Below are 19,028 nucleotides of genomic sequence, written 5' to 3' on the forward strand. Positions count from 1 at the left end.
GCTGATGACCAAGGCGGAGGTCACCACGGGCGCGAGCATCCGGAGATGTCTCCTCTGTCCCTTGCCTACCGATCGACTCAACATCCTTCCTCCTTAGAAAGACGCTGGTACGGGTGGGATGGGAGCTCTTGCCCGGAACAAGGTCGGTGGGTGTCCGTGGCTGCCGTGCTCCGCGAACTGTGGACAGAAGGTCGTCCCGTCCGACCAAGTTTGGCTAGTTTGTATGACGTACGAAAGCAGACGTACTATGCCGAGTCAATATCCAGAACCGAGATGGTCCGTCGAGAAGGCGATGAACCGGCCCTTGACCAGCAGCTTAGCCGTTCGGCTACGGTTCGGACACATCCGGTGGAGGTTGACCGTGGGATTCGTGTATGACTATCTTACGTCATACAAAATCGAGGAGACAGCATGACTGAGACCGGACCGGACCTGCGGATCGACCGCCCCGCGGAGACCGTGCCGCAGCTCGTCGTGCGCAGGGTCAAACAGGCCATCCTCGAAGGCACGCTGGCACCGGGACGGCGGCTAACCGAACGCGAGCTGATGGAGCTCACCGGCGTGAGCCGGACCTCGATCCGCGAGGCGGTCCTCCACCTTCAGGCCCTCGGCCTCGTCGAGACGTCGGGCAAGAAGGGCGTGCGGGTCGCGGTGCTCAGCAGCGACGACGTCCGGCAGCTCTACGAGGTGCGCGCGGCGCTGGAGTCGGAGGCCGTGTCGCTCTTCGTCCAGCGCGCCACGGACAGCGAGGTCCTGGAGCTCGTGAAGCTCACGCGCACGGGCAAGAGCGACGACGACCAGCTCGCCTCGATCTACCACTTCGACGAGCTGTTGCTGGCCGGGGCGCGAAACGCCCTGCTGGCGTCCACCCTCGCGCCGCTGCACGCGCGCATCCACGCGCTGCGCAGGCTGTCGCTGAGCATTCCCGGCCGCCGGGAGCGATCCGACCAGGAGTACCGCGACCTCGTCGCGGCGATCACCGACCGGGACGCCGTCCGCGCCGCGCAACTCGCCCGGTACCACGTGGAGGCCGCCAAGGAGTCGGCGCTCGCGGCCGTCGCGAAGCTGGAAGAAGAACGAGCCTCGGGAGCATGACCGCTCCGGGCGGGCGTCGGTTCGTCGCGTACCCGGCCTGACCGGGCGGCGCCGAACCCCGAACCGATCGTGCCCGAACGATCGTGCCCGAACGCGGAGCGGCGACCAAGGGCCAACCGACCGGAGAGACGCATGCAGCACGAGTCAGCTGAGATCGCGATCGTTGGCGTAGGGCAGTCGGACTTCCGTGCCCTCTACGCCAAGACGGAACGTCCCCGGGACGCCTACGCCCTCGCGGCCGGTGCCCTCCGGGACGCGATCGAGGACTGCGGAATCGACAAGAACGAGATCGACGGCCTGATCTGCTCCCGTGTCCAGTACGACCGGCTGGCCACCGTGGTCGGCCTCCAGAACCCGCGCTTCGTCCACGACCTCGAAGGGACGGGCCGCATGAGCGGCCTCGCCCTCCAGGAGGCCGTCGCGCTGATCGCGAGCGGCACCGTCGACGTGGTCGCCTGCGTCTACGGCAACAACGGACGGTCGGCGAAGGTGACGTACGGCGGCGACGGCGGCGGCCCGACCGCCGCCTACGACGAAATGTACGGCATGACCTCCCCGGGCGCCTACGTCGCCCTGATGTACCAGCGTTACCGGGGGATGTACGGGGCGAGCGAGGACGCGCTGGCTCCACTGGCGGTCAACAACCGCCGCCATGCCGCGCTCAACCCGGTCGCGGTGTTCCAGGAGGAGTTCACCCGCGAGGACTACATGCGGTCGCGGTTCATCGCCGAACCGCTGCGGCTCCTCGACTACTGCCTCATCAACGACGGTGCCGTCGCCTTCATCGTCACCTCGATGGAGCGCGCCCGGTCGCTGCGCAAGCCACCGGTCCGGGTCGCCGGGACGGCGGGCATGGCGCACGTCACCAACTACTACACCGCGGAGGACTTCTTCTACTCCGCCTGCCAGGACGTGGCGAGCCGGCTCTACCGGCAGACCGGAATCGCGCCGGAGGAGGTCGACTGCTTGCAGATCTACGACAACTTCACGCCCACCATCCTGTTCACCCTCGAAGGCTTCAACCACGCGCCGCGCGGCGAGGCGTGGCGCTGGGTGGACGAGAAGAAGATCCACTACGACGGCGCGCGCCCGATGAACACGGCGGGCGGGCACACCAGCGAGAGCTACATGCAGGGCTGGGCGCACCACGTCGAGGCGGTGCGCCAGCTACGCGGCGAGGCCGGCGCCAGGCAGGTGCCCGGATGCGCGACGGTGCAGTACATGTGCGCGTCGCCGATCGTCACCTCACACATCCTGACAACCGACGAGGCGGCCGCCTGATGAACGTCCAGAGCATCGCCGACGAGTACGAGAAACTCCTGCCGGAGATCACCCCGGAGAACCGGCCGTACTGGGACGGCCTGGCCGCGCACGAACTGCGGTTGCAGTGCTGCGACGAGTGCGGCGAGTACCGCTTCCCGGACAGCGAGGTGTGTCCGCGCTGTCTGTCCGGCTCCTTCACCTGGAGCGCGGTCAGCGGGAAGGGCCGGTTGTGGTCCTGGCTCCGGATGCACCAGCGGTATCTCAGCGTCTTCGACGGGGTCAGGCCGTACCTGGTGGCCTACATCAAGCTCGACGAGGGGCCGCCCGTCATCAGCACGCTCGTGGACCCGCCGGACGAACTCGTCTTCGACATGCCCGTCCGCGCGGTGTTCCAGCCGGGCTTCAGCGACCGGACGATCCTCAAGTTCGCCGTCGAAAGCCCGGAGCCCGCCGCATGACCCGTCCCACCAGCGCGGAGCTGCCGTTCTCGAACAGGTTCCTGTACTGGATCGCGCTCGACTTCGGCAGCTCGGACCCGGCGGACCTCGCCCGGTTCAACCGGTTCTACGACGAGACCCACGTTCCCGAGGTCCTCGCGAGGTATCCGGGCTTCACGGCCGCGCACCGCTACGCCCTCCAGTTGCCGGACGAACGCGGTGACTTCGGCGCGTCGTACCTGGCGGCCTACGAGGTCGAGAGCGAGGAGGCGGTGGAACAGTACCTCGCCGGGACCACCGCCCCCGAGGGCACCCTTCCGCGCTACTCCAACGACCCGCCGCTGTGGCCGGACCTGCTCACCCACCGTTGGCGGGTGGTCTACGAGAAGGTCGCGGAGAGCGCGCCCGCGACGACCACCCCGGGCGCGGTCTACATCATCGGGATCGAACCGCCCCCGGACATCGGTGACGACCTGGACGAGTTCGACGAGTTCTACACCAGGGTCCACATGCCCGAAGCGGTGTCCATCGGCGGCTTCAGCCGGGGGACCCGGTACAAACTGCGGCGGACCCTCGAATACCCGGAGCCTCGCTGCCCGCGCTTCCTCGTCGTCTACGAGCAGCCGGGCGCCACCGACGAGGACATTTCCACGACCATGCGCATGCTGAAGGCGGGCACCTGGACCCCGGGCCCCGCCTCCTGGCCAAGGAAGACGACGCCGTGGCGGCTCTGGTACCGGCACATCTCGTTCATTCCACGGGAGACGTCCCCGGCCGGAGCGTCCGCTCGGCAACCTTGATGAAGGGGAAGGCATGTACATCCTCGACACCCAGATCCACATGTTCCTGCCCAACACTCCGGACCGGCCCTGGCCGGACATCGGCGAGTCCTACAACGGGAAGCCGGAGTCCACGCCGAAGCAGATCCTGCCGAGGATGGACGCGCTCGGCATCGACGCCGTGGCGATCGTCCCGGCCATCTGGGCGGGGGACGACAACACCCCGGCGCTCGGCTGGGCCGCCGAGCATCCCGGCCGCTTCGGGGTGATGGGCAGGTTCAACCTGTGGGACCCGGACCGGGAGCGCATCGAGCGCTGGTTCGACAACCCCTACATGCGCGGCATCCGGATGAGCTACCCGGACTTCCGCGGCCGCGACTGGATCGACGTCGACACGTTCCCGTGGTTCTGGGAGGCCGCCGAACGGCTCGGCATCCCGCTGATGCTGCTGATCTACGGCCCCGAGGTCCGCAAGGTCGCCGCGATCGCGGAACGGCACCCCGACCTCAAGCTGATCGTCGACCATATGGGTCTGATCATCGGTGATCCGGACACCCAGGACCTGTGGGCGTACATCGACGACATCTTCCCGCTGGTGAAGTACCCGAACGTCTACATGAAGTTCTCCGCGATCCCCGACTACACGTCCGAGCCGTACCCGTACCCGTCGCTGACCCCGACGCTGCGCCGCGTCTACGACGCGTACGGGCCGCAGCGGCTCATGTGGGCGTCGGACACGACGCGGGTGCGCGGGGCGACCTGGCGGGAGAACCTCGACCACGTCCGGTACACGCTCGACTTCCTCAGCGAGGAGGACAAGGTCTGGATCCTCGGCCGGACGGCGGCGACGGTGCTGAACTGGCCCCGTCCCGAGGGCGGCTTCGACTGGGAGCGCACCGAACCGGGCGCCACCGAGACGGCGCGCTAGCCGATGGAACCCCCAGACGAGGAGCGGGCCGGCGACCCGGGTGCGCTGCGGGTCGTCGAGCTGTCCGGCGGCGTCGCCACGAAGGTCTGTGGCCGGCTCCTGGCGGGCCTCGGACACGAGGTGATCCTGTGCGAGCCGCCCGGCGGGGACGCGTCGCGAACGCGGCCACCGCTGGACGGGCACGGCGTCGGCCTCACGTTCGCCAGCCTCGACGCGGACAAGCGCAGCGTGGTCGCCGACCTCGACACGGCGGACGGCCGGGCGACGCTGAACCATTTGTTGGAACGTGCCGATGTCCTGCTCACCGACCTCGGCCCCACCCGGGCACGGACCGTCGGGCTGACCGCGGCGGGGATTCGTGACGCCTGGCCGGGCCTCGTCGCGGTGAGCATCACCGCGGCGGGCCTCGACGACCCGCGTTCCGACCATCCCGGCGACAGCCTGCTCGCCGAGTGCCACGGGGGCCTCGCCGCGATGATCGGCGAGCCGGACCGCGCCCCGCTGAGCCTCGGCGGGGAACAGGCCGCGCACGCCGGCGCCTTCGCGGGCCTGCTCGGCGCCATGCTCGCGCTCCGCCGCCGCGCGCTCGGCGGCGGAGGCGACGTGGTCGACGTCGCCCTGTGCGACATCGCGGCGTACATCGACTGGAAGAGCGACATCGAGACCGCCGTCGCCGGTACCGCTCCGACGCGCACGGGCGCCACGGCGGGGCAGTGGCGGATCGTCCGCGCGGCGGACGGCTGGGTCGGCGTCATCTTCCACCCCGACCAGTGGGATCTGTTGATCGAGCTGGTCAACGGGTCGGTGCCGGAGTCGTCCCGCGATCCGGAGCAGTGGTGGCCGGTGATCGAGCGGTGGGCGGCGGACCTGCCGAAGCGGGCGGTCTACGAGCGCGCGCAGGCGCTCGGGCTCGCCGTAGGCTTCTGCGCCGACCTCCAAGACCTGCGCGGCGACGGGCAGTACCAATCGCGCGGCTTCTTCCGCGAACCGCGACAGGACGGGAGAACGACCGCGCCGGTCGGCCCCCCGGCCCGCGCCACGGGACTGCCCTGGCGCTCCGGACCACCCCCGACGCTGGGCGACGCCGACCTTGACTGGACCGCACGTCAAGCGCCGCCACCCCCGAACGGCCTGGAGGCGCCGCTCGCCGGCATAACCGTCCTGGACCTCGGGACGATCACGGCGGGCGCGGCCACCGGACGGCTGCTCGCCGACTACGGCGCCACGGTGATCAAGGTGGAGTCGGCGAGCCACCCGGACCCGTTCCGGCAGTGGCCGGTGGCGGGCCAGGCCCCGGGAACGAACGGGCTGGACGTCTCGCCCATGTTCGAGTCCAACAACGCGGGCAAGCTGGGCGTGGTGCTGGAGCTCAAGACCGAGGTCGATCGCGAGACGCTGCACCGGCTCGCCGCGCGGGCGGACGTCGTGATCGAGAACTTCACCGTCGGGGTGACCAGGCGGCTCGGGGCCGACTTCGAGACCCTGCGCGCCGTCAACCCGCGGCTGGTCTACCTCTCCCTGTCCAGCCAGGGGCAGGAAGGCCCGGAGGCGGGTCGCAGATCGTACGGGTCGACGCTCGATCTCCTGTCGGGGCTGGCGTCCGTGACGGGATACGCCGATGGTGGTCCCATGTGGTCGTCCGGCGAGGTGAACTACCCCGACCAGGCGGCGTCCCTCTTCGGCGCCGCGCTCGTCGCCTACTGCCTGGAGCGCGGTGTTCGCGGTGTCCACCTGGACGTCTCGCAGCGCGAGCTCATCACCTGGACTCTCGCCGACCGGATCGCCGAGCACGCGGCGACGGGTGTGGTCCCCGAACCCACCGGCAACCGGCGTCCCGGCGCCACCCCCCACGACGTCTACCCGTGCGCGGGCGACGGTCAGTGGGTCGCGATCGCGTGCCACCGCCAGGCCGACCGGGACGCGCTCGCGGGCCTCATCGCGCCCGCGGTGCTGACGGGCAGATCCGAGCAGTGGTGGTGGGAGCACGAGGCCCTCGTGGACGAACTGGTCGAGGCGTGGACCCGCGCCCGTCCCCGGGCGGAGTGCGTCCACGCGCTGACCGGGGCGGGAGTGGCCAACGCGCCGGTGTTCTCGGCGGCCGAACGCGGACGCGAACCGCGGTTCCGGGAGCGGCGGGTCTTCCTGGGCGACGGGGGCTCCCGCCGCAAGGGGTTCCCGTTCACGATGCGCGGCTACGCGCCCCCGGACCCGGCCCCGGCACCTGACCTCGGGCAGGACCAGGAGGCGGTGCTCGCGGGCCTGATCGAGATGGACGCCGCCCTGCCCGCCGAACCGAGTTCCCGACCATGAAGGCGCCGAGGAAAGGATCACCATGACAGTCACCACGCCTTCGGGCGCCGACCTCTTCGCGTCCTGGATCGACGGATCGTGGCGCGAGACCGACACCCACTACCCGGCGACCAACCCCGCCGAGGGGCGGCCGTTCACCGATCTGGCGGCGGCGTCGGTCGACGACGTGGACGCCGCCGTCGCCAGCGCCGCGGCGGCCTTCCAGAAGACCCGCGGGGCTCGTCCCGCCACCCGCGCCGAATGGTGCCGCTCGGCGGCGCGGGCGCTGCACGCCTCGCACGAGGAACTCGCCGAGGTGCTGTCCACCGAACACGGCAAGCCGCTCGCCGAGGCCCTGGGGGAGATCCTGTTCGCGGTCCGCGGGCTGGAGATGGCCGCGGAGACCCTCCTCGGCCACGGCGGTGAGGTGCCGCACGTGCAGGACGCGAACAAGCGTGTGATCGTCCGCCGCGAGGGACTGGGCGTGTGGGCGGTCATCACCCCGTGGAACTTCCCGGTGAACATCCCGGTCGAGTACATCGGCCCGGCGCTCGCGTCCGGCAACGCCGTCGTGTGGAAGCCCGCCCCCACCACGGCCGTCGTGGCGGCGAAGTTCCGGGAGATCCTCCTCGCGGCGGACTTCCCGCAGGAACTGCTGCAACTGGTCATCACGCGGGAGGTCGAGGTCGCGAGCCATCTGGTGACGCACCCCGGAATCGTCGCGGTCGGCTTCACCGGCGGCAGCGGCACCGGGCAGTCGATCGCCAAGGCCGCGTGGGACAAGAAGCTCCTGCTGGAGCTGGGTGGAAACTCGCCGATGGTCGTCCTCGGCGACGCCGATCTGGAGGTCGCCGCGGCGGCCATCTCGAACGCGGCGTTCTGGAACGCCGGTCAGGTGTGCAGCGCGGCGGGCAAGGTGCTGGTGGCCGCGTCCTGCGCGGACGAACTCACCCGGCTACTGGCGGAACGAGCCGCGGACACGGTCGTGGGTTCCCCGCTGGACCCCGACGTCACGATGGGGCCCGTCCACCTGGAGTCCGGCATCGCCCGCTACGACCGGCTGATCGAGGACGCGCAGGAGCGCGGCGCGAACGTCGTGACCGGCGGCCGGCGCATCCAGGACCGGGACGGCTTCTACTTCCCGCCCACCGTCGTCACCTCCGTCGGCCGTGACGCCGCCCTCTTCAGCGAGGAGACGTTCGGCCCGGTCGCCTCGCTGTCGGTCTTCGACGACGAGGAGGACATGATCGCCGCCGCGAACAGCGGTGACTTCGGGCTCGTCGGGGCGCTGTTCACGACGGACCTCGGAAAGGCGTTCACGGTCGGCGAGCGCATCGACTGCGGGTTGGTGGTGGTCAACGACACCTCCAACTTCTGGGAGTACAGCATGCCGTTCGGCGGCGCGGCCGGCCGCCGGTCCGGCCGGGGCCGGCTCGGCGGCCGCTGGGTCCTCGACGAGTTCAGCCAGGTCAAGACCCTCGCGATCGACGTCGGCTGACCCCTACCGGGTCGGCGGGAAGGTCGGCAGGCCGGGTTCCGGCTGGACGTTGACCGTGTTGAGCATCGCGGCGACGGTCCAGTAACGGCCGATGACGGCGATGAGGTCCAGAAGCTGGGCCTCATCGTACGTCTTGGCCAGGGCCGTCCAGATCGGCTCGGTCAGGCGGCCGTGGGCGTGCAGCTCGTCGACCGCCCGGAGAAGCGTCGACTGGAACTCCGTCCAGCCCTCGGCGGCCGGGCCCTGCGGGACGCGCTCGATCTCCTCCGGGGTCAGACCGGCGGCCCCGCCCATCCGGACGTGCTGACCGAAGGCGTACTCGCACTGGCTCAGCCAGGCGACGCGGAGAATGGCCAGCTCGCGGTCGCGTGCGGGAAGCGGTGACTGACCGAGCAGGTAGTTCTGTAGCGGGCGTTGCGCCTTCGTCAGCCCGGGGCTGTGCGCCCACGTGCGGGACACGTGAGCGGTGCCGGTGAGCGCCTCGTCACCGAACAGCTCGCGTTCGAGCCGGTGGTAGGCGTCCACGGCAACTGGGCTGATGCGCGGGTCGGTCATGTCGCGTCCTCCACGTCGTGATTAAGGGTGCTCCGCACGTGACCGTCCGGGGCGCGGTCCACGTTGACGATGGTGGGGAGGGGGAAGTGCGGCGCGAGGATCTTCGCCTTGCGATCGGCCGCGAGAGCGGCGAGCCGCTGCCGGCTGCGCGTCGACTCCGAGGGCTCGTACTCGACGGACGGGAGCCAGCACGGATGGTCCACGTGCGCGGGATGGTGCAGGACGTCACCGGCCAGGATCGCGGCCTCGTCACCGTCCGCGACCAGCACCGACACGTGGCCGGGGGTGTGCCCGTGCGTCGGCAGGACGGTCATCGCGTCGGACAGGCGAAGTTCGCCGTCGAAGGTGTGCAGCCGCCCGGCGTCCTGCACGGCGCGAAGGCGCGGCCGAACCTCACCGGCCACACCGCGGTTGAACGCGATGGCGTCGACCTCGTCGCTCGTCCAGTAGGCGACCTCGCGCTCGTTGATGAGCACGGTCGCGTTCGGGAAGGTGAGGGTGCCCTCGTCGTCCTTGGTCAACCAGCCGCAATGATCGGAATGCAGATGGGTCATGACGACCTGGTCGACGTCCTCCGGTTCGATGCCGAGCGCGGCCATCGCCGCGGGCATCCCACCGGCGTCCGCGAGCCCGGGGACCTCGTGCGCGCGGTGCCCATAGCCCGCGTCGACCACGGTGACGTGGCCGTCGCCCGTGACGACGAACCCGCCGAACGTCACGGTGAACGGCGCGTCAGGCTCGGAGACACCCACGGCGGGCATCCACTCCGCCGGATCCACACCCGTGAACCAGTACTTGCGCGGCCCGCGTGCCACGCCGTCGCTGACATGCGACACCCGCGTCCGGCCGACCTGGATCGTCACCGATGACATGTCTCCCCCTGCCTGGAAGAGCCGCCCGCTCAGGCGGCCCGCCGGTACTTCACCCGCCACCTGACCTGGCGCTCCTCCCAGGCCCGTGGCCCGGACGAGAGCGGCGGGACGCCCGGCGGCCGCGGGTTCGGGTCCTCGGCCTCGTACACCGCGTTGTACCGGGGACAGCCGGGCTCGGGATGCGTGAACTCGTGCCAGAGCAGGAACCGGGTGCCCCGGTCGTACCCGAGCCCCGAGACGATCTCGGGGAGGTGGGTGCGCGTATAGAAGTCGTCGAACTCCGCGATCTCGGCTTCGGTGGCGTCCGCGGCCGGATCCATTCCGATCATGGCCATCTTGCCGGGCATCAGGTCGTCCACGCCGGTCGACCCGGCGCTCTCCCAGACCATCCGCCACACCACCGGGGCGCTGTAGAACAACGGCGGTCCGGGCGTGTACACGGGCCGCCGCTCTCCCTGCCGATCGAGGAACCGGCGCGCGGCGTCCTCGCTCCCGATCCCGTAGACGGCCAGCAGGGAGGGGACGGAGTCATCGTCGAGGGGCTCGGTCAGCTCGTACCGCGCCGCGCTGACGAACCCCTCGTTGAGACGGACGACCTCCGCGAGATGGACGGTGTCGTAGAAGTCGACGAGCGCCCGCACCTCCGCCTCCTCCGCGACGGGCCTCAGCCCCACCGCGAAGAAGAACGGACAGCTCAACGGCTGCCTCCCCATGCGCCCTCCCACCCCAGACGGTTCACTACAAACCATACATTTCAGACCATACCCCCACACATGCCGGGGTGGGGTGAACGCACTCCGGACCGTCAGTCCAGCCCGGCAGCGGGTCGCTCGGCGGTCCGCCCGTCGGTGGGCGGAAAGATTGAGATTCCGCCGGGGACGCACAAAAGAAAGGCGGGGCGCGGAGGTCGAGAACGGGATGGTCCTTCGGGGAATCGTTGCAGTTCACGAGGGTTTTTCCGGCGCCGGTTCGGCAGGTGCTGCCAAATGTCGAGCGTCGACTTGGGGGAAGCTGACGAATTCGTTGGACCGGTCGAGGTGGTGCGGGTCACTACCTGCGCCGGTCAGTGGGGGCGATCGGCGATTGCGGCCTAACTCTTGCCCGCAATCGGACAGAGCGTTAACGTTCAGCTACCCGATAGGAAAGTTTCCTATCAGATGGAGTTCGCATGCCCCGCTCACCTCCATCTGCCCATGACGGGCCGCACCGCCGGACACGTGCGGTAATCTCCCCGGCCCGAAGCCGCCAGGCTCGACAAACGACCACCCCACAACACAAGGACCCCCCGCATGAAGAACGCAAGCCGTAAGCTCGCCGCCGTGGCGGCGGGCGTGGGAATCGCTCCCGTCGTCGCCGTCATTCCGGCGACCTCCGCTTTCGCTCACGGCTACATCTCGGCGCCGATGAGCCGTCAGGCGCAGTGCGCCAAGGGACTCGTCCAGTGCGGAGCAGTCAAGTACGAGCCGCAGAGCGTCGAGGCCCCGAAGGGAGGCCGCACCTGTAGTGGCGGCAGCCGCTTCCGCGACCTCGACGACAACAGCAAGGGCTGGAAGGTCACCGACGTCGGTCAGAGCATGAACGTCACCTGGACGTTCACCGCCCGGCACCGCACGACGAACTACGAGTACTTCATCGGCGGCCGGAAGATCGCGAGCGTCAGCGGCAACAACCAGCAGCCGCCCTCGACCATCAGCCACCCGGTCAGCCTCGCCGGCTTCAGCGGCCGGCAGACGGTGCTGGCCGTCTGGAACATCGCCGACACGGGCAACGCCTTCTACGCCTGCCTCGACGTGAACGTGCGGTGACCTCCCCCGGAGTCGTCGACGGCTCCGGGAATCGGTGGATGGCCGGCTCGTCCCGCACCGTGCGGTGGGCCGCACCGCACGAATGCTCCCAAGGAAGTGATGAGGTGCAACGCAACCTGACGCTGCTCGGCGCCGCGCTGATCGCGGCGGGGGCGCTGTCGGCCATCCTGCCGTCGTCGGCGGCGGCCGCGTCCACCGAATGCGTGACGGCGGAGAACTCCGCCGCCGTGCACGGCGGTGACTGCGGTGGACCGCCCGGCCCGCGCGAGACCCGCGCCTTCGTGGTGACCGAGGCGCAGTTCGACCAGATGTTCCCGAGCCGCAATTCCTTCTACACGTACTCCGGCCTGACCGCGGCCATGGCGTCCTTCCCCGCGTTCGCCAACACCGGCACCGACACGGTCAAGAAGCAGGAGGCGGCCGCGTTCCTGGCCAACGTCAGCCATGAGACCGGCGGGCTCGTCCACATCGTGGAGCAGAACCAGAACAACTATCCGCATTACTGCGACCGGAGCCAACCCTATGGGTGCCCCGCCGGGCAGGCCGCCTACTACGGCCGCGGGCCCATCCAGTTGAGCTGGAACTTCAACTACAAGGCGGCGGGCGACGCCCTCGGCATCGATCTGCTGAACAATCCGTGGCTCGTGGAACGGGACGCGGCGGTGTCGTGGAAGAGCGCCCTCTGGTACTGGATGACGCAGAACGGCCCGGGCACCATGACCCCGCACGACGCGATGGTCAACGGCCGCGGATTCGGCGAGACGATCCGCAGCATCAACGGCGCCCTGGAATGCAAGGGCGGAAACCCCGGCCAGGTACAGAGCCGGGTGAACAACTACAAGAAGTTCACCGAGATTCTCGGCGTCCCCACCGGCGGCAATCTGACCTGCTGACGGAGGCGTGACGTGGTCGATCGGCACGCACATGGCCACCCCCCATGTGCGTGCCGATCGCGCTTCCTAGTCGTTTCGCGGGACGTACAGGCGGATGTCGTCGACGTACGCGGAGCCCTCGTAGTAGTTCAGGTGCGGGTCGCCGATGATGAAGGAGTCGGGGTAGGCCGAGCCCTTGGGCCAGGTGTGTTCGGTCGTGTACGTCCCGGCGGGCCCGATGTGCTTGAGTCGGCGGTCGAACCGGCCGTCGTACTCGCCCGGAGTCTGGTTGTAGTGCCAGATCGGACGGCCGTCCTCAACGAAATCGTGGTGGACGCGCAGCGTCGTCTGCCCGGTGTGCAGGAACGGGCCGCTCATTTCGAGTGTGTAGCCGGTGCGGTCGCGTTCTATGGCGAAGCGGTAGGAGGACCTCGGCAGCAGTTCCGGGCGTATCTCGGCGCTGGTGAGATGCTGCTGGAACTTGCCGCCCGGCCCGTACGGCTTGTCCATGGAGACGTTTCCGCAGGCCGTTTTGATGTAGTACTCGTTGCTGATGTTATTGTTGGACTTCTCGCGGAACTTGTCGCCGCGGACGAACAGCGCGTTGATCCCGTTGAAGGTGCCGTCGAACGTCCGGTAGATCTGGCGGGTCCTCGGGTTGCAGGTTCCGGCGTTCGTCCAGCGGGCGTCGTCGGCGTAGTAGCCGTCCATGATGACCTTGCGCCGGTAGTGGATGCCGGGATTGCCGTGCGGGGCGGGAGTCGCGTAGTCGAGGATCGTCAGGTAGTAGAACCCGTTCTCCCGCGTCACGTCGGGATACTCGCAGCGCGACTTGCCGGGCAGCGCGCCCTGGAACGTCCATGGATACCGGGTCTTGCAGGCCCCGGGGGCGTAGCCGTTGTGCTTGCCGTCGTAATGGAAGGTGCCGCCGCGCTTGCCGCCGAAGTCGATGCCGCGCAACGTCATCTCCACGCGGTAGCGCGGCGGGAGCGGGCGCGTGGGCCGGATGAGGACCCCGGCGTCCCAGCTCGGCTCGGAGATCCGCGCGGCCTTCTGGCCGCCGGGCAGGGACGCGGTCGACAGGCCGGGCCGGGAGTCGGGACGCCCGTCGCGGTTCTTGTCGACGGCGGCGATCTCGGCGGTCAGCCAGCCGTCATGACCGAATCTGACGCGCTTGCGGAAGATGTTGAGGGTATCGAGCTGCCGCGCGAACAGCGGCCCGCTGATCTTCGTCCAGGCCTCGCCGTCGTCGTCGAACGGGTCGACGTGCCACGGGCTGTCGCGCCCCTGCGGGTCGAGGCGCCACGGGGCGGCGTCGACCTTCAGCGGGCGGTCGAAACCCTCGTGGTCCAGCAGGACCCAGCGCTCCGAGGCCGCGCCGGACGCGGCCGGTACGGCAGTGGCGGCGACGACCGTCGCGCACGTCACCAGGGTGGTCTTCCACGTTCTGTTCAGCACGAGTCCCCCTCCCGTCGGGACCGTACGGGCGGTGGGCCTCGGGGGCGGTGGCGCTGCGCGGGGGGCTTGCCGAAGCTTGGACGAGTTCTTGCAATATAGTTGCAATTGCGCGGTATTTGCGCCGAGTGTGACGTTCGTGGAGGAGCAACCGTGACGGAAACGGCCACCTGGCAGGCATGGCAGGACCACTGGGACCGCATGCAGGAGTGGTACATCCCCGACCGCGAGGAGCGCTTCCGCGTCATGCTCGACACGGTCGAGGCGCTCACCGGACCGGAACCGAACGTCCTCGACCTCGCGTGCGGGACGGGCAGCATCACCGACCGGCTGCTGAAGCGCCTGCCCGGCGCCCGATCCACCGGCGTCGACATCGACCCGGCGCTGCTCACCATCGCCCGCGGCCATTTCGCCGGCGACGACCGGGTGGAGCTGGTCACCGCCGACCTGACCGACCCGTCCTGGACGGACGCGCTGCCGCACCGTCCGTACGACGCCGTCGTCACGGCCACCGCCCTGCACTGGCTGGACACCGAGCCGCTCCGCGAGCTGTACGGCCGCATCCGGGGCGTGCTGAGGGACGGCGGCGTCTTCCTGAACGCCGACCACATGACCGACGAGTCCACGCCCCGCCTCAACGCGGCCGCGGAGGCGTTCCACACCGCCCGCCAGGAACGCGAGCAGGCCGCGGGCGTGCTGGGCTGGGCGGATTGGTGGACGAAGGTCGCCGACGACCCCGTTCTCGCCGAACCCGTCCGCCGCCGGTTCGAACTCCTCGGCGACCCGCGCGGCCCGAAGGGCGGGCACCCCGCCGACCGGCCGACCACCACCCGCTGGCACGTGGACGCCCTGCGGGAACAGGGCTTCGCGGAGGCCCGCCAGGTCTGGTGCTCGCACAGCGACGCCCTCGTAGCCGCCCTCCGCTGAAGCCCGAACGGGGGCGGCGCAGGGCGCTGTGACGCGCCGACCGCCAGGTACAGCAGCACTACGCCCCACGATTTGGGCGAGGTGCTAGACGGAGGTCGAGTCGAGTCTGAGATGGCCGGTGACGGCTGGGCCGAGTGCGGTGGTACCGGCCGTCGCCTTGCGCTGAAGCTTCGGGCCGGGGTCAGCCGGGGGCGGGGTGGGGTTCTGGGTTTGGGTGGCGTGGGGTGTTGATGGCCAGGTACAGCAGGACCATGCCCGCGATCTGGGCGAGGTGGTAGACGGAGGTCGGGTCGAGGCCGATGTGGCCGGTGACGGCCGGGTCGAGCGCCTTGGTCCCGGCCGCGGCGCCGCTGGCGGCCAAGGCGATGATCACCGGTCCGGCCAGCGGATGGCGGCGCCGGGCGGCCCACCCCCACAGGGCCAGGATGCTGACCATCGTCAGGCTTTCGCAGGCCAGAAGTGCCGTGACGCCGGCGTGGCCGGTGACCGCGAGGCCGGCGTAGGCGAGGAGGCCGAGGGAGCGGAGGAGCCAGAACGTTCGGTGGTGCCGGGGACCGAGTACCTCGGCGACGGTGGCCGCCAGCAGGTAGGAGACCGCGACGACGACCATGCCGCTGATGATCGCCCAGCTCGGCCCGTCCCACCGGTCGGCGTACTTCACGAAGCCGTGGTGGACGAATCCGGCCAGGGCCGCGATCCCCGCCCACCAGAACGACGCCCGCCAGTGCCGATGGACCGCCGGGACGCGGTGGAGCCGGACGGCCAGCGCCACCACGGTCGCGCCGAGCAGGAGATCGCTCAGGGCCGGGGCGGGTTCGGCGAGCATACCTGCACCGTACCGGCCAAAGTACACACTCTACGTGGCCACCGCGTGTATACCATGTGCGGTGACCTCGTCAGGACGCACCCCGAGGGCGGGGCGTCCGCCGACCCGACGCCCGCGCCATGGAGTTTCGTCCATGAGCTCTGCCTCGCACTCGCACAAGAGGGTCCACCGGGCGATCATTTGCGTCGACATCGAGAGTTTCTGCCGTCCGGGACGCAACGACGCGCAGCGCGCGGACATGCGCAGGGGCCTGTACGACGTGCTGGAACGGGCCTTCACCTGGGCCGGGATCGACGCGAACGACCGCTACCACGAAGACCGCGGCGACGGGGCGTTCTTCCTCGTCCCGACCGAGGGGCCGCAGTCCCGGCTGGTCGAGCCGCTGCCGTTCCACCTGGCCAGCGAACTGGCCCGCTACAACCAGGCCGCGAGCCCCGCGACCCGTGTCCGGCTCCGCGTCGCGCTGCACGCCGGATACGTCCACCACGATCCCAGGGGGGTCGTCGGCACGGCGCTGAACGAGGCGTTCCGCCTGCTGGACGCCCCCGTCCTGAAACGGACACTGCACGACGCGTCCGGTGACCTGGCGTTCATCGCGTCGGACCAGTTCCACCAGGACGTCATCCGGTCGCGTCGCGTGTTCGACTCGTCCGCCGACCGCAAGGTGCGCGTCACCGTGAAGGACCCGCACGTCGAGGCGTGGATCTGCACGTTCTCCGAGCAGGACGAGGCGGGCCGCAGGTACCAGGACGCGTTGGGCCGGGTCCGGGCGGCGCTCGCGTCCGTCGACACGACGCTCCGCAAGGCCAAGGACGTCCGGGACGCGACCGTCCAGAAGGTCTCGTCTCCGGTGCCCGAAGTGCCCGACGTGGGACTTGGGGAACTTCGTGACCGCCTCACCGAGATCGACGAACCCCGGGAACGTCACCGGTGGGCCAGGCTCCTCGCGGGCGCGGCGGAGCTGGAGCGGGCCGCCGCCACCGCGCTGGAGCAGGCCGGGGCCGCGCTCGCCGACGTCCAGGGGCCCCTGGACGTGCGCGAGGAACTCCGTGGCCGCCTGGGATCGCTTCAGGTCATGGCGCGGAACCTGGGACGCGCCGAGGACGCGCGGCTCGACGGCCTGTACCGGTCGGCCCACGAACTGCTGTGGACCGCTCCGTGCGATCTCGACGCGGCCGAGTCGGCGGTGCTGCGCTATATCCAGGAGATCCAGGATGGATAGCCGCCGCGTCGACGTGTGCCCGCACTGTGGCAAGGGGGCCGTCCGGTCCGGGTTCTGCGACTACTGCGGGATGGCTCCGCCGCCGCGGGTTCCGGGGGCGCCGCCCACGATGCCCTGGCCCGGGCCGTCGGCGCCCGGCCCGGGGCGCGGCGTGCACGCCCCGTCCAGGCGGCTCACGCCCTACGGTCTGCTGGAGATGGCCGGGGTGCCGCCCGTTCCGTACCGCGACCCCGAGCGGGCCACCCTGCCGGTGACGGCCGGGGACGAGTCCGTCCCGCCGCTCCGCCCCGGCGAGATGGTCGGCGGCCAGTACGAGGTGCAGGGCTGCCTGGCCCACGGCGGGCAGGGGCGCATCTACATCGCGCACGACAACAACGTCGGTCACTGGGTGGTCCTGAAGGGCCTGCTCGACACCCGCGCGGACGCGGCCGACGTGCCCGAGTCGGAACGGGCGGCGCTCGCCTCGGTGAGCCACCCCAACATCGTCAAGATCCACAACTTCGTCCGGCATCCGGCCGGGGCGGAGGGCGCGCAGCGCTACATCGTCATGGAGTACGTCGGCGGGCGCTCGTTACAGGAGTTGCTGGACGACCGCCGCCGTGACGAGGGCTCGGAGGCCGTGCTCCCCCTCGACCATGTCATCGCCTACGGGATCGAGATGTTGTGGGCGCTGAACTACCTGCACGCCCGTCGCATCCTCTACTGCGACCTCAAGCCCGCCAACGTCATGCAGTGCGAGCAGCGGATCACGCTCATCGACCTGGGCGCCGCCTGGCGGATGGACGGACGGCGCCCGAACGCGCCGATCTACGGCACGCAGGGTTTCGGGGCGCCGGAACTGCCCGCGCACAACCCGTCGATCGGCTCCGACCTCTATACCGTGGGCCGAACCATGGCGGTGCTCAGCTTCGACTTCGACTACACGGGCGAGTTCGAGCACACCCTGCCCGCCCGTGACGAGGTGCCGGTGCTGAAGCGGTTCGACTCCTACGACCGGTTGTTACGCCGCGCCACCCACCCGGATCCGGCGCGGAGGTTCGGCGGCGCGGCGGAGATGGCGGAGCAGCTCTTCGGCGTCCTGCGGGAGGTCATGTCGGTTCCCCGCAACGCCGATCCGTGGCCGGTGCCGTCCCGGTTGTTCGGCCGGGAACGGATCGCCGCCGGAACCGAGATCGTCACGTCCCCGCGCACCGGGCCCGCGCTCGGCACGCTCGGCCCGGCCGAGGCCGCGGCGGCGCTGCCGATCCCGGCGATCGACGAGCTGGACCCGAATCCCGAGCTGGTGGAGTTGGCGGCGCTGGAGCCCGAGGAGATCGTCGAGGCGCTGACCGGACGGGCGGGCGAACGAGCCTCCGGCCTGCGGACGGAGGAGAAGCTCGTCCTGGTCCAGGCCCACCTGGACCTCGGCCGCCGGTCCGAGGCCGACGGGTTGCTCGCCGAACTCATCGAGCCGCCCCCGCAGCCCCGGCCGACCGAGCCCGGCGGGGACGAGCGCCACGACCCGGACGGCGACTGGCGGATCCGTTGGTACGCGGGGGTCAGCGCCCTGGTCGCGGGCGAGTACGCCGCGGCGGAGGCCCTGTTCGACGAGCTCTACGACCGGATGCCCGGCGAGGCGGCGCCGAAGCTGGCGCTGGCGTTCTGCTGCGAGGGCTCGGGTGACCTGCCGGAGGCGGCCCGCCGGTACGAGAGCGTCTGGCGGACCGACCGCGGCTATCTCAGCGCGGCGTTCGGGCTGGCGCGCGTCCGGCTGGCCATGGCCGACCGCGGCGGCGCGGTCGACGCTCTCGATGGCGTGCCGTCGCTGTCCAGCCACTACGGTGCCGCGCAGCTGGCGGCGATGGCGGCGACGCTCCGCGGCCGTCCCTCCCGCCAACTGCGTCTGGAGGACCTGCGGGACGCCGCGAAACGGCTCGACCACGCGCGGGTCGACGGCGAGCGGCGCCGCAGGCTCGTCGTCGAACTGCTGGAGGCCGCGCTGGCCTGGGCGGAGGCCCGAGGAGAGGAGCATCCGGACACGCTGCTGATCGGCGCGCCCCTGACCCGGAACGCGCTGCGGCGGGAACTCGAACAGAACTATCGCGCGCTCGCCAAGGCCGCCGAGGACGACGACGCGAGGCACGCGCTGGTGGACAAGGCCAACGCCGTGCGGCCGAGGACGTTACTCGGCCCCTGACCCCGGTTCCAGGACACCACGACCCCCCA

17 protein-coding genes are annotated in these 19,028 nt (G+C 70.3%); 12 read left to right on the forward strand and 5 right to left on the reverse strand.

Annotation, left to right across the window (positions count from 1 at the left end; translation table 11 throughout):
• The first annotated feature begins 411 nt into the window (after positions 1 to 411).
• From D0T12_RS03360 to D0T12_RS03390, 7 genes are all read left to right on the forward strand, one after another.
• Entirely contained in the window at positions 412 to 1,095 is a 684-nt protein-coding gene (locus D0T12_RS03360) for a GntR family transcriptional regulator (RefSeq protein ID WP_117397737.1), read from the forward strand.
• Between the two features lie 132 nt (positions 1,096 to 1,227).
• Complete coding sequence (locus D0T12_RS03365; protein ID WP_117397738.1) at positions 1,228 to 2,376, forward strand: thiolase family protein; 1,149 nt, start codon at positions 1,228 to 1,230, stop codon at positions 2,374 to 2,376.
• Positions 2,376 to 2,816, forward strand: coding sequence for a Zn-ribbon domain-containing OB-fold protein (locus tag D0T12_RS03370; RefSeq protein ID WP_158581390.1), 441 nt, complete (start codon positions 2,376 to 2,378; stop codon positions 2,814 to 2,816). Before D0T12_RS03365 ends, D0T12_RS03370 begins: the two co-directional genes overlap by 1 nt.
• Entirely contained in the window at positions 2,813 to 3,595 is a 783-nt protein-coding gene (locus D0T12_RS03375; RefSeq protein ID WP_117397740.1) for a DUF4286 family protein, read from the forward strand. The genes D0T12_RS03370 and D0T12_RS03375 overlap by 4 nt, the downstream gene beginning before the upstream one ends.
• Before the next feature lie 13 nt (positions 3,596 to 3,608).
• A complete protein-coding gene (locus tag D0T12_RS03380; RefSeq protein WP_117397741.1) occupies positions 3,609 to 4,502 on the forward strand; it encodes an amidohydrolase family protein in 894 nt (297 codons plus the stop codon).
• Positions 4,503 to 4,505: 3 nt separating this feature from the next.
• Positions 4,506 to 6,812: a CaiB/BaiF CoA-transferase family protein gene (locus tag D0T12_RS03385; RefSeq protein ID WP_117397742.1), complete on the forward strand. Its 2,307-nt coding sequence runs from the start codon at positions 4,506 to 4,508 to the stop codon at positions 6,810 to 6,812.
• A 22-nt stretch (positions 6,813 to 6,834) separates the two neighbouring features.
• Positions 6,835 to 8,289, forward strand: coding sequence for an aldehyde dehydrogenase family protein (locus D0T12_RS03390; protein ID WP_117397743.1), 1,455 nt, complete (start codon positions 6,835 to 6,837; stop codon positions 8,287 to 8,289).
• A 3-nt stretch (positions 8,290 to 8,292) separates the two neighbouring features.
• Here the strand turns inward: D0T12_RS03390 and D0T12_RS03395 are convergent, their stop codons facing one another.
• Genes D0T12_RS03395 through D0T12_RS03405 form a run of 3 tightly spaced genes read right to left on the reverse strand, consistent with a single transcriptional unit; the run spans position 8,293 to position 10,429 of the window.
• Positions 8,293 to 8,844, reverse strand: coding sequence for a carboxymuconolactone decarboxylase family protein (locus D0T12_RS03395; protein ID WP_117397744.1), 552 nt, complete (start codon positions 8,842 to 8,844; stop codon positions 8,293 to 8,295).
• Positions 8,841 to 9,716 carry an MBL fold metallo-hydrolase gene (locus tag D0T12_RS03400; RefSeq protein ID WP_117397745.1) on the reverse strand — a complete coding sequence of 292 codons (876 nt, stop codon included), beginning with the start codon at positions 9,714 to 9,716 and terminating at the stop codon, positions 8,841 to 8,843. The genes D0T12_RS03395 and D0T12_RS03400 overlap by 4 nt, the downstream gene beginning before the upstream one ends.
• Positions 9,717 to 9,745: 29 nt before the next feature.
• Positions 9,746 to 10,429 carry a hypothetical protein gene (locus D0T12_RS03405; protein WP_147339361.1) on the reverse strand — a complete coding sequence of 228 codons (684 nt, stop codon included), beginning with the start codon at positions 10,427 to 10,429 and terminating at the stop codon, positions 9,746 to 9,748.
• 576 nt (positions 10,430 to 11,005) lie between these two features.
• Between D0T12_RS03405 and D0T12_RS03410 the strand changes: the two genes are divergently transcribed.
• Together D0T12_RS03410 and D0T12_RS03415 are read left to right on the forward strand one after the other, a co-directional pair.
• The gene (locus D0T12_RS03410) at positions 11,006 to 11,521 is read left to right on the forward strand and encodes a lytic polysaccharide monooxygenase auxiliary activity family 9 protein (RefSeq protein WP_117397747.1); all 516 of its coding nucleotides are present in this window, start codon (positions 11,006 to 11,008) and stop codon (positions 11,519 to 11,521) included.
• Positions 11,522 to 11,625: 104 nt separating this feature from the next.
• On the forward strand, positions 11,626 to 12,414 hold the full coding sequence (locus D0T12_RS03415; RefSeq protein ID WP_233525827.1) for a chitinase: 789 nt from the start codon (positions 11,626 to 11,628) through the stop codon (positions 12,412 to 12,414).
• A gap of 66 nt (positions 12,415 to 12,480) precedes the next feature.
• Here the strand turns inward: D0T12_RS03415 and D0T12_RS03420 are convergent, their stop codons facing one another.
• Positions 12,481 to 13,851 carry a hypothetical protein gene (locus D0T12_RS03420; protein WP_117397748.1) on the reverse strand — a complete coding sequence of 457 codons (1,371 nt, stop codon included), beginning with the start codon at positions 13,849 to 13,851 and terminating at the stop codon, positions 12,481 to 12,483.
• A 150-nt stretch (positions 13,852 to 14,001) separates the two neighbouring features.
• Here D0T12_RS03420 and D0T12_RS03425 point away from each other — a divergent pair, with 150 nt between their 5' ends.
• Positions 14,002 to 14,775, forward strand: coding sequence for a class I SAM-dependent methyltransferase (locus tag D0T12_RS03425; protein WP_199487260.1), 774 nt, complete (start codon positions 14,002 to 14,004; stop codon positions 14,773 to 14,775).
• A 181-nt stretch (positions 14,776 to 14,956) separates the two neighbouring features.
• On the opposite strand, the gene D0T12_RS03430 is transcribed toward D0T12_RS03425, so the two are convergent.
• Positions 14,957 to 15,601, reverse strand: coding sequence for a DUF6962 family protein (locus D0T12_RS03430; RefSeq protein WP_117397749.1), 645 nt, complete (start codon positions 15,599 to 15,601; stop codon positions 14,957 to 14,959).
• Positions 15,602 to 15,734: 133 nt separating this feature from the next.
• Between D0T12_RS03430 and D0T12_RS03435 the strand changes: the two genes are divergently transcribed.
• Both D0T12_RS03435 and D0T12_RS03440 read left to right on the forward strand, forming a co-directional pair.
• Positions 15,735 to 16,823, forward strand: a complete 1,089-nt coding sequence (locus tag D0T12_RS03435; RefSeq protein ID WP_117397750.1) for a hypothetical protein — start codon at positions 15,735 to 15,737, stop codon at positions 16,821 to 16,823.
• Positions 16,816 to 18,999, forward strand: a complete 2,184-nt coding sequence (locus D0T12_RS03440) for a serine/threonine protein kinase (RefSeq protein ID WP_117397751.1) — start codon at positions 16,816 to 16,818, stop codon at positions 18,997 to 18,999. Before D0T12_RS03435 ends, D0T12_RS03440 begins: the two co-directional genes overlap by 8 nt.
• Positions 19,000 to 19,028 lie beyond the last annotated feature (29 nt).

It is taken from the genome of Actinomadura spongiicola (assembly GCF_003432485.1).
Classification (GTDB): Bacteria; Actinomycetota; Actinomycetes; order Streptosporangiales; family Streptosporangiaceae; genus Spirillospora; species Spirillospora spongiicola.

Coding starts and splice junctions, on each gene's coding strand:
- D0T12_RS03435 (WP_117397750.1), top strand. CDS start 15,735: ATGAGCTCTGCCTCGCACTCGCACAAGAGGGTCCACCGGGCGATCATT.
- D0T12_RS03380 (WP_117397741.1), top strand. CDS start 3,609: ATGTACATCCTCGACACCCAGATCCACATGTTCCTGCCCAACACTCCG.
- D0T12_RS03430 (WP_117397749.1), bottom strand. CDS start 15,601: ATGCTCGCCGAACCCGCCCCGGCCCTGAGCGATCTCCTGCTCGGCGCG.
- D0T12_RS03375 (WP_117397740.1), top strand. CDS start 2,813: ATGACCCGTCCCACCAGCGCGGAGCTGCCGTTCTCGAACAGGTTCCTG.
- D0T12_RS03365 (WP_117397738.1), top strand. CDS start 1,228: ATGCAGCACGAGTCAGCTGAGATCGCGATCGTTGGCGTAGGGCAGTCG.
- D0T12_RS03405 (WP_147339361.1), bottom strand. CDS start 10,429: ATGGGGAGGCAGCCGTTGAGCTGTCCGTTCTTCTTCGCGGTGGGGCTG.
- D0T12_RS03400 (WP_117397745.1), bottom strand. CDS start 9,716: ATGTCATCGGTGACGATCCAGGTCGGCCGGACGCGGGTGTCGCATGTC.
- D0T12_RS03440 (WP_117397751.1), top strand. CDS start 16,816: ATGGATAGCCGCCGCGTCGACGTGTGCCCGCACTGTGGCAAGGGGGCC.
- D0T12_RS03390 (WP_117397743.1), top strand. CDS start 6,835: ATGACAGTCACCACGCCTTCGGGCGCCGACCTCTTCGCGTCCTGGATC.
- D0T12_RS03370 (WP_158581390.1), top strand. CDS start 2,376: ATGAACGTCCAGAGCATCGCCGACGAGTACGAGAAACTCCTGCCGGAG.
- D0T12_RS03385 (WP_117397742.1), top strand. CDS start 4,506: ATGGAACCCCCAGACGAGGAGCGGGCCGGCGACCCGGGTGCGCTGCGG.
- D0T12_RS03395 (WP_117397744.1), bottom strand. CDS start 8,844: ATGACCGACCCGCGCATCAGCCCAGTTGCCGTGGACGCCTACCACCGG.
- D0T12_RS03410 (WP_117397747.1), top strand. CDS start 11,006: ATGAAGAACGCAAGCCGTAAGCTCGCCGCCGTGGCGGCGGGCGTGGGA.
- D0T12_RS03360 (WP_117397737.1), top strand. CDS start 412: ATGACTGAGACCGGACCGGACCTGCGGATCGACCGCCCCGCGGAGACC.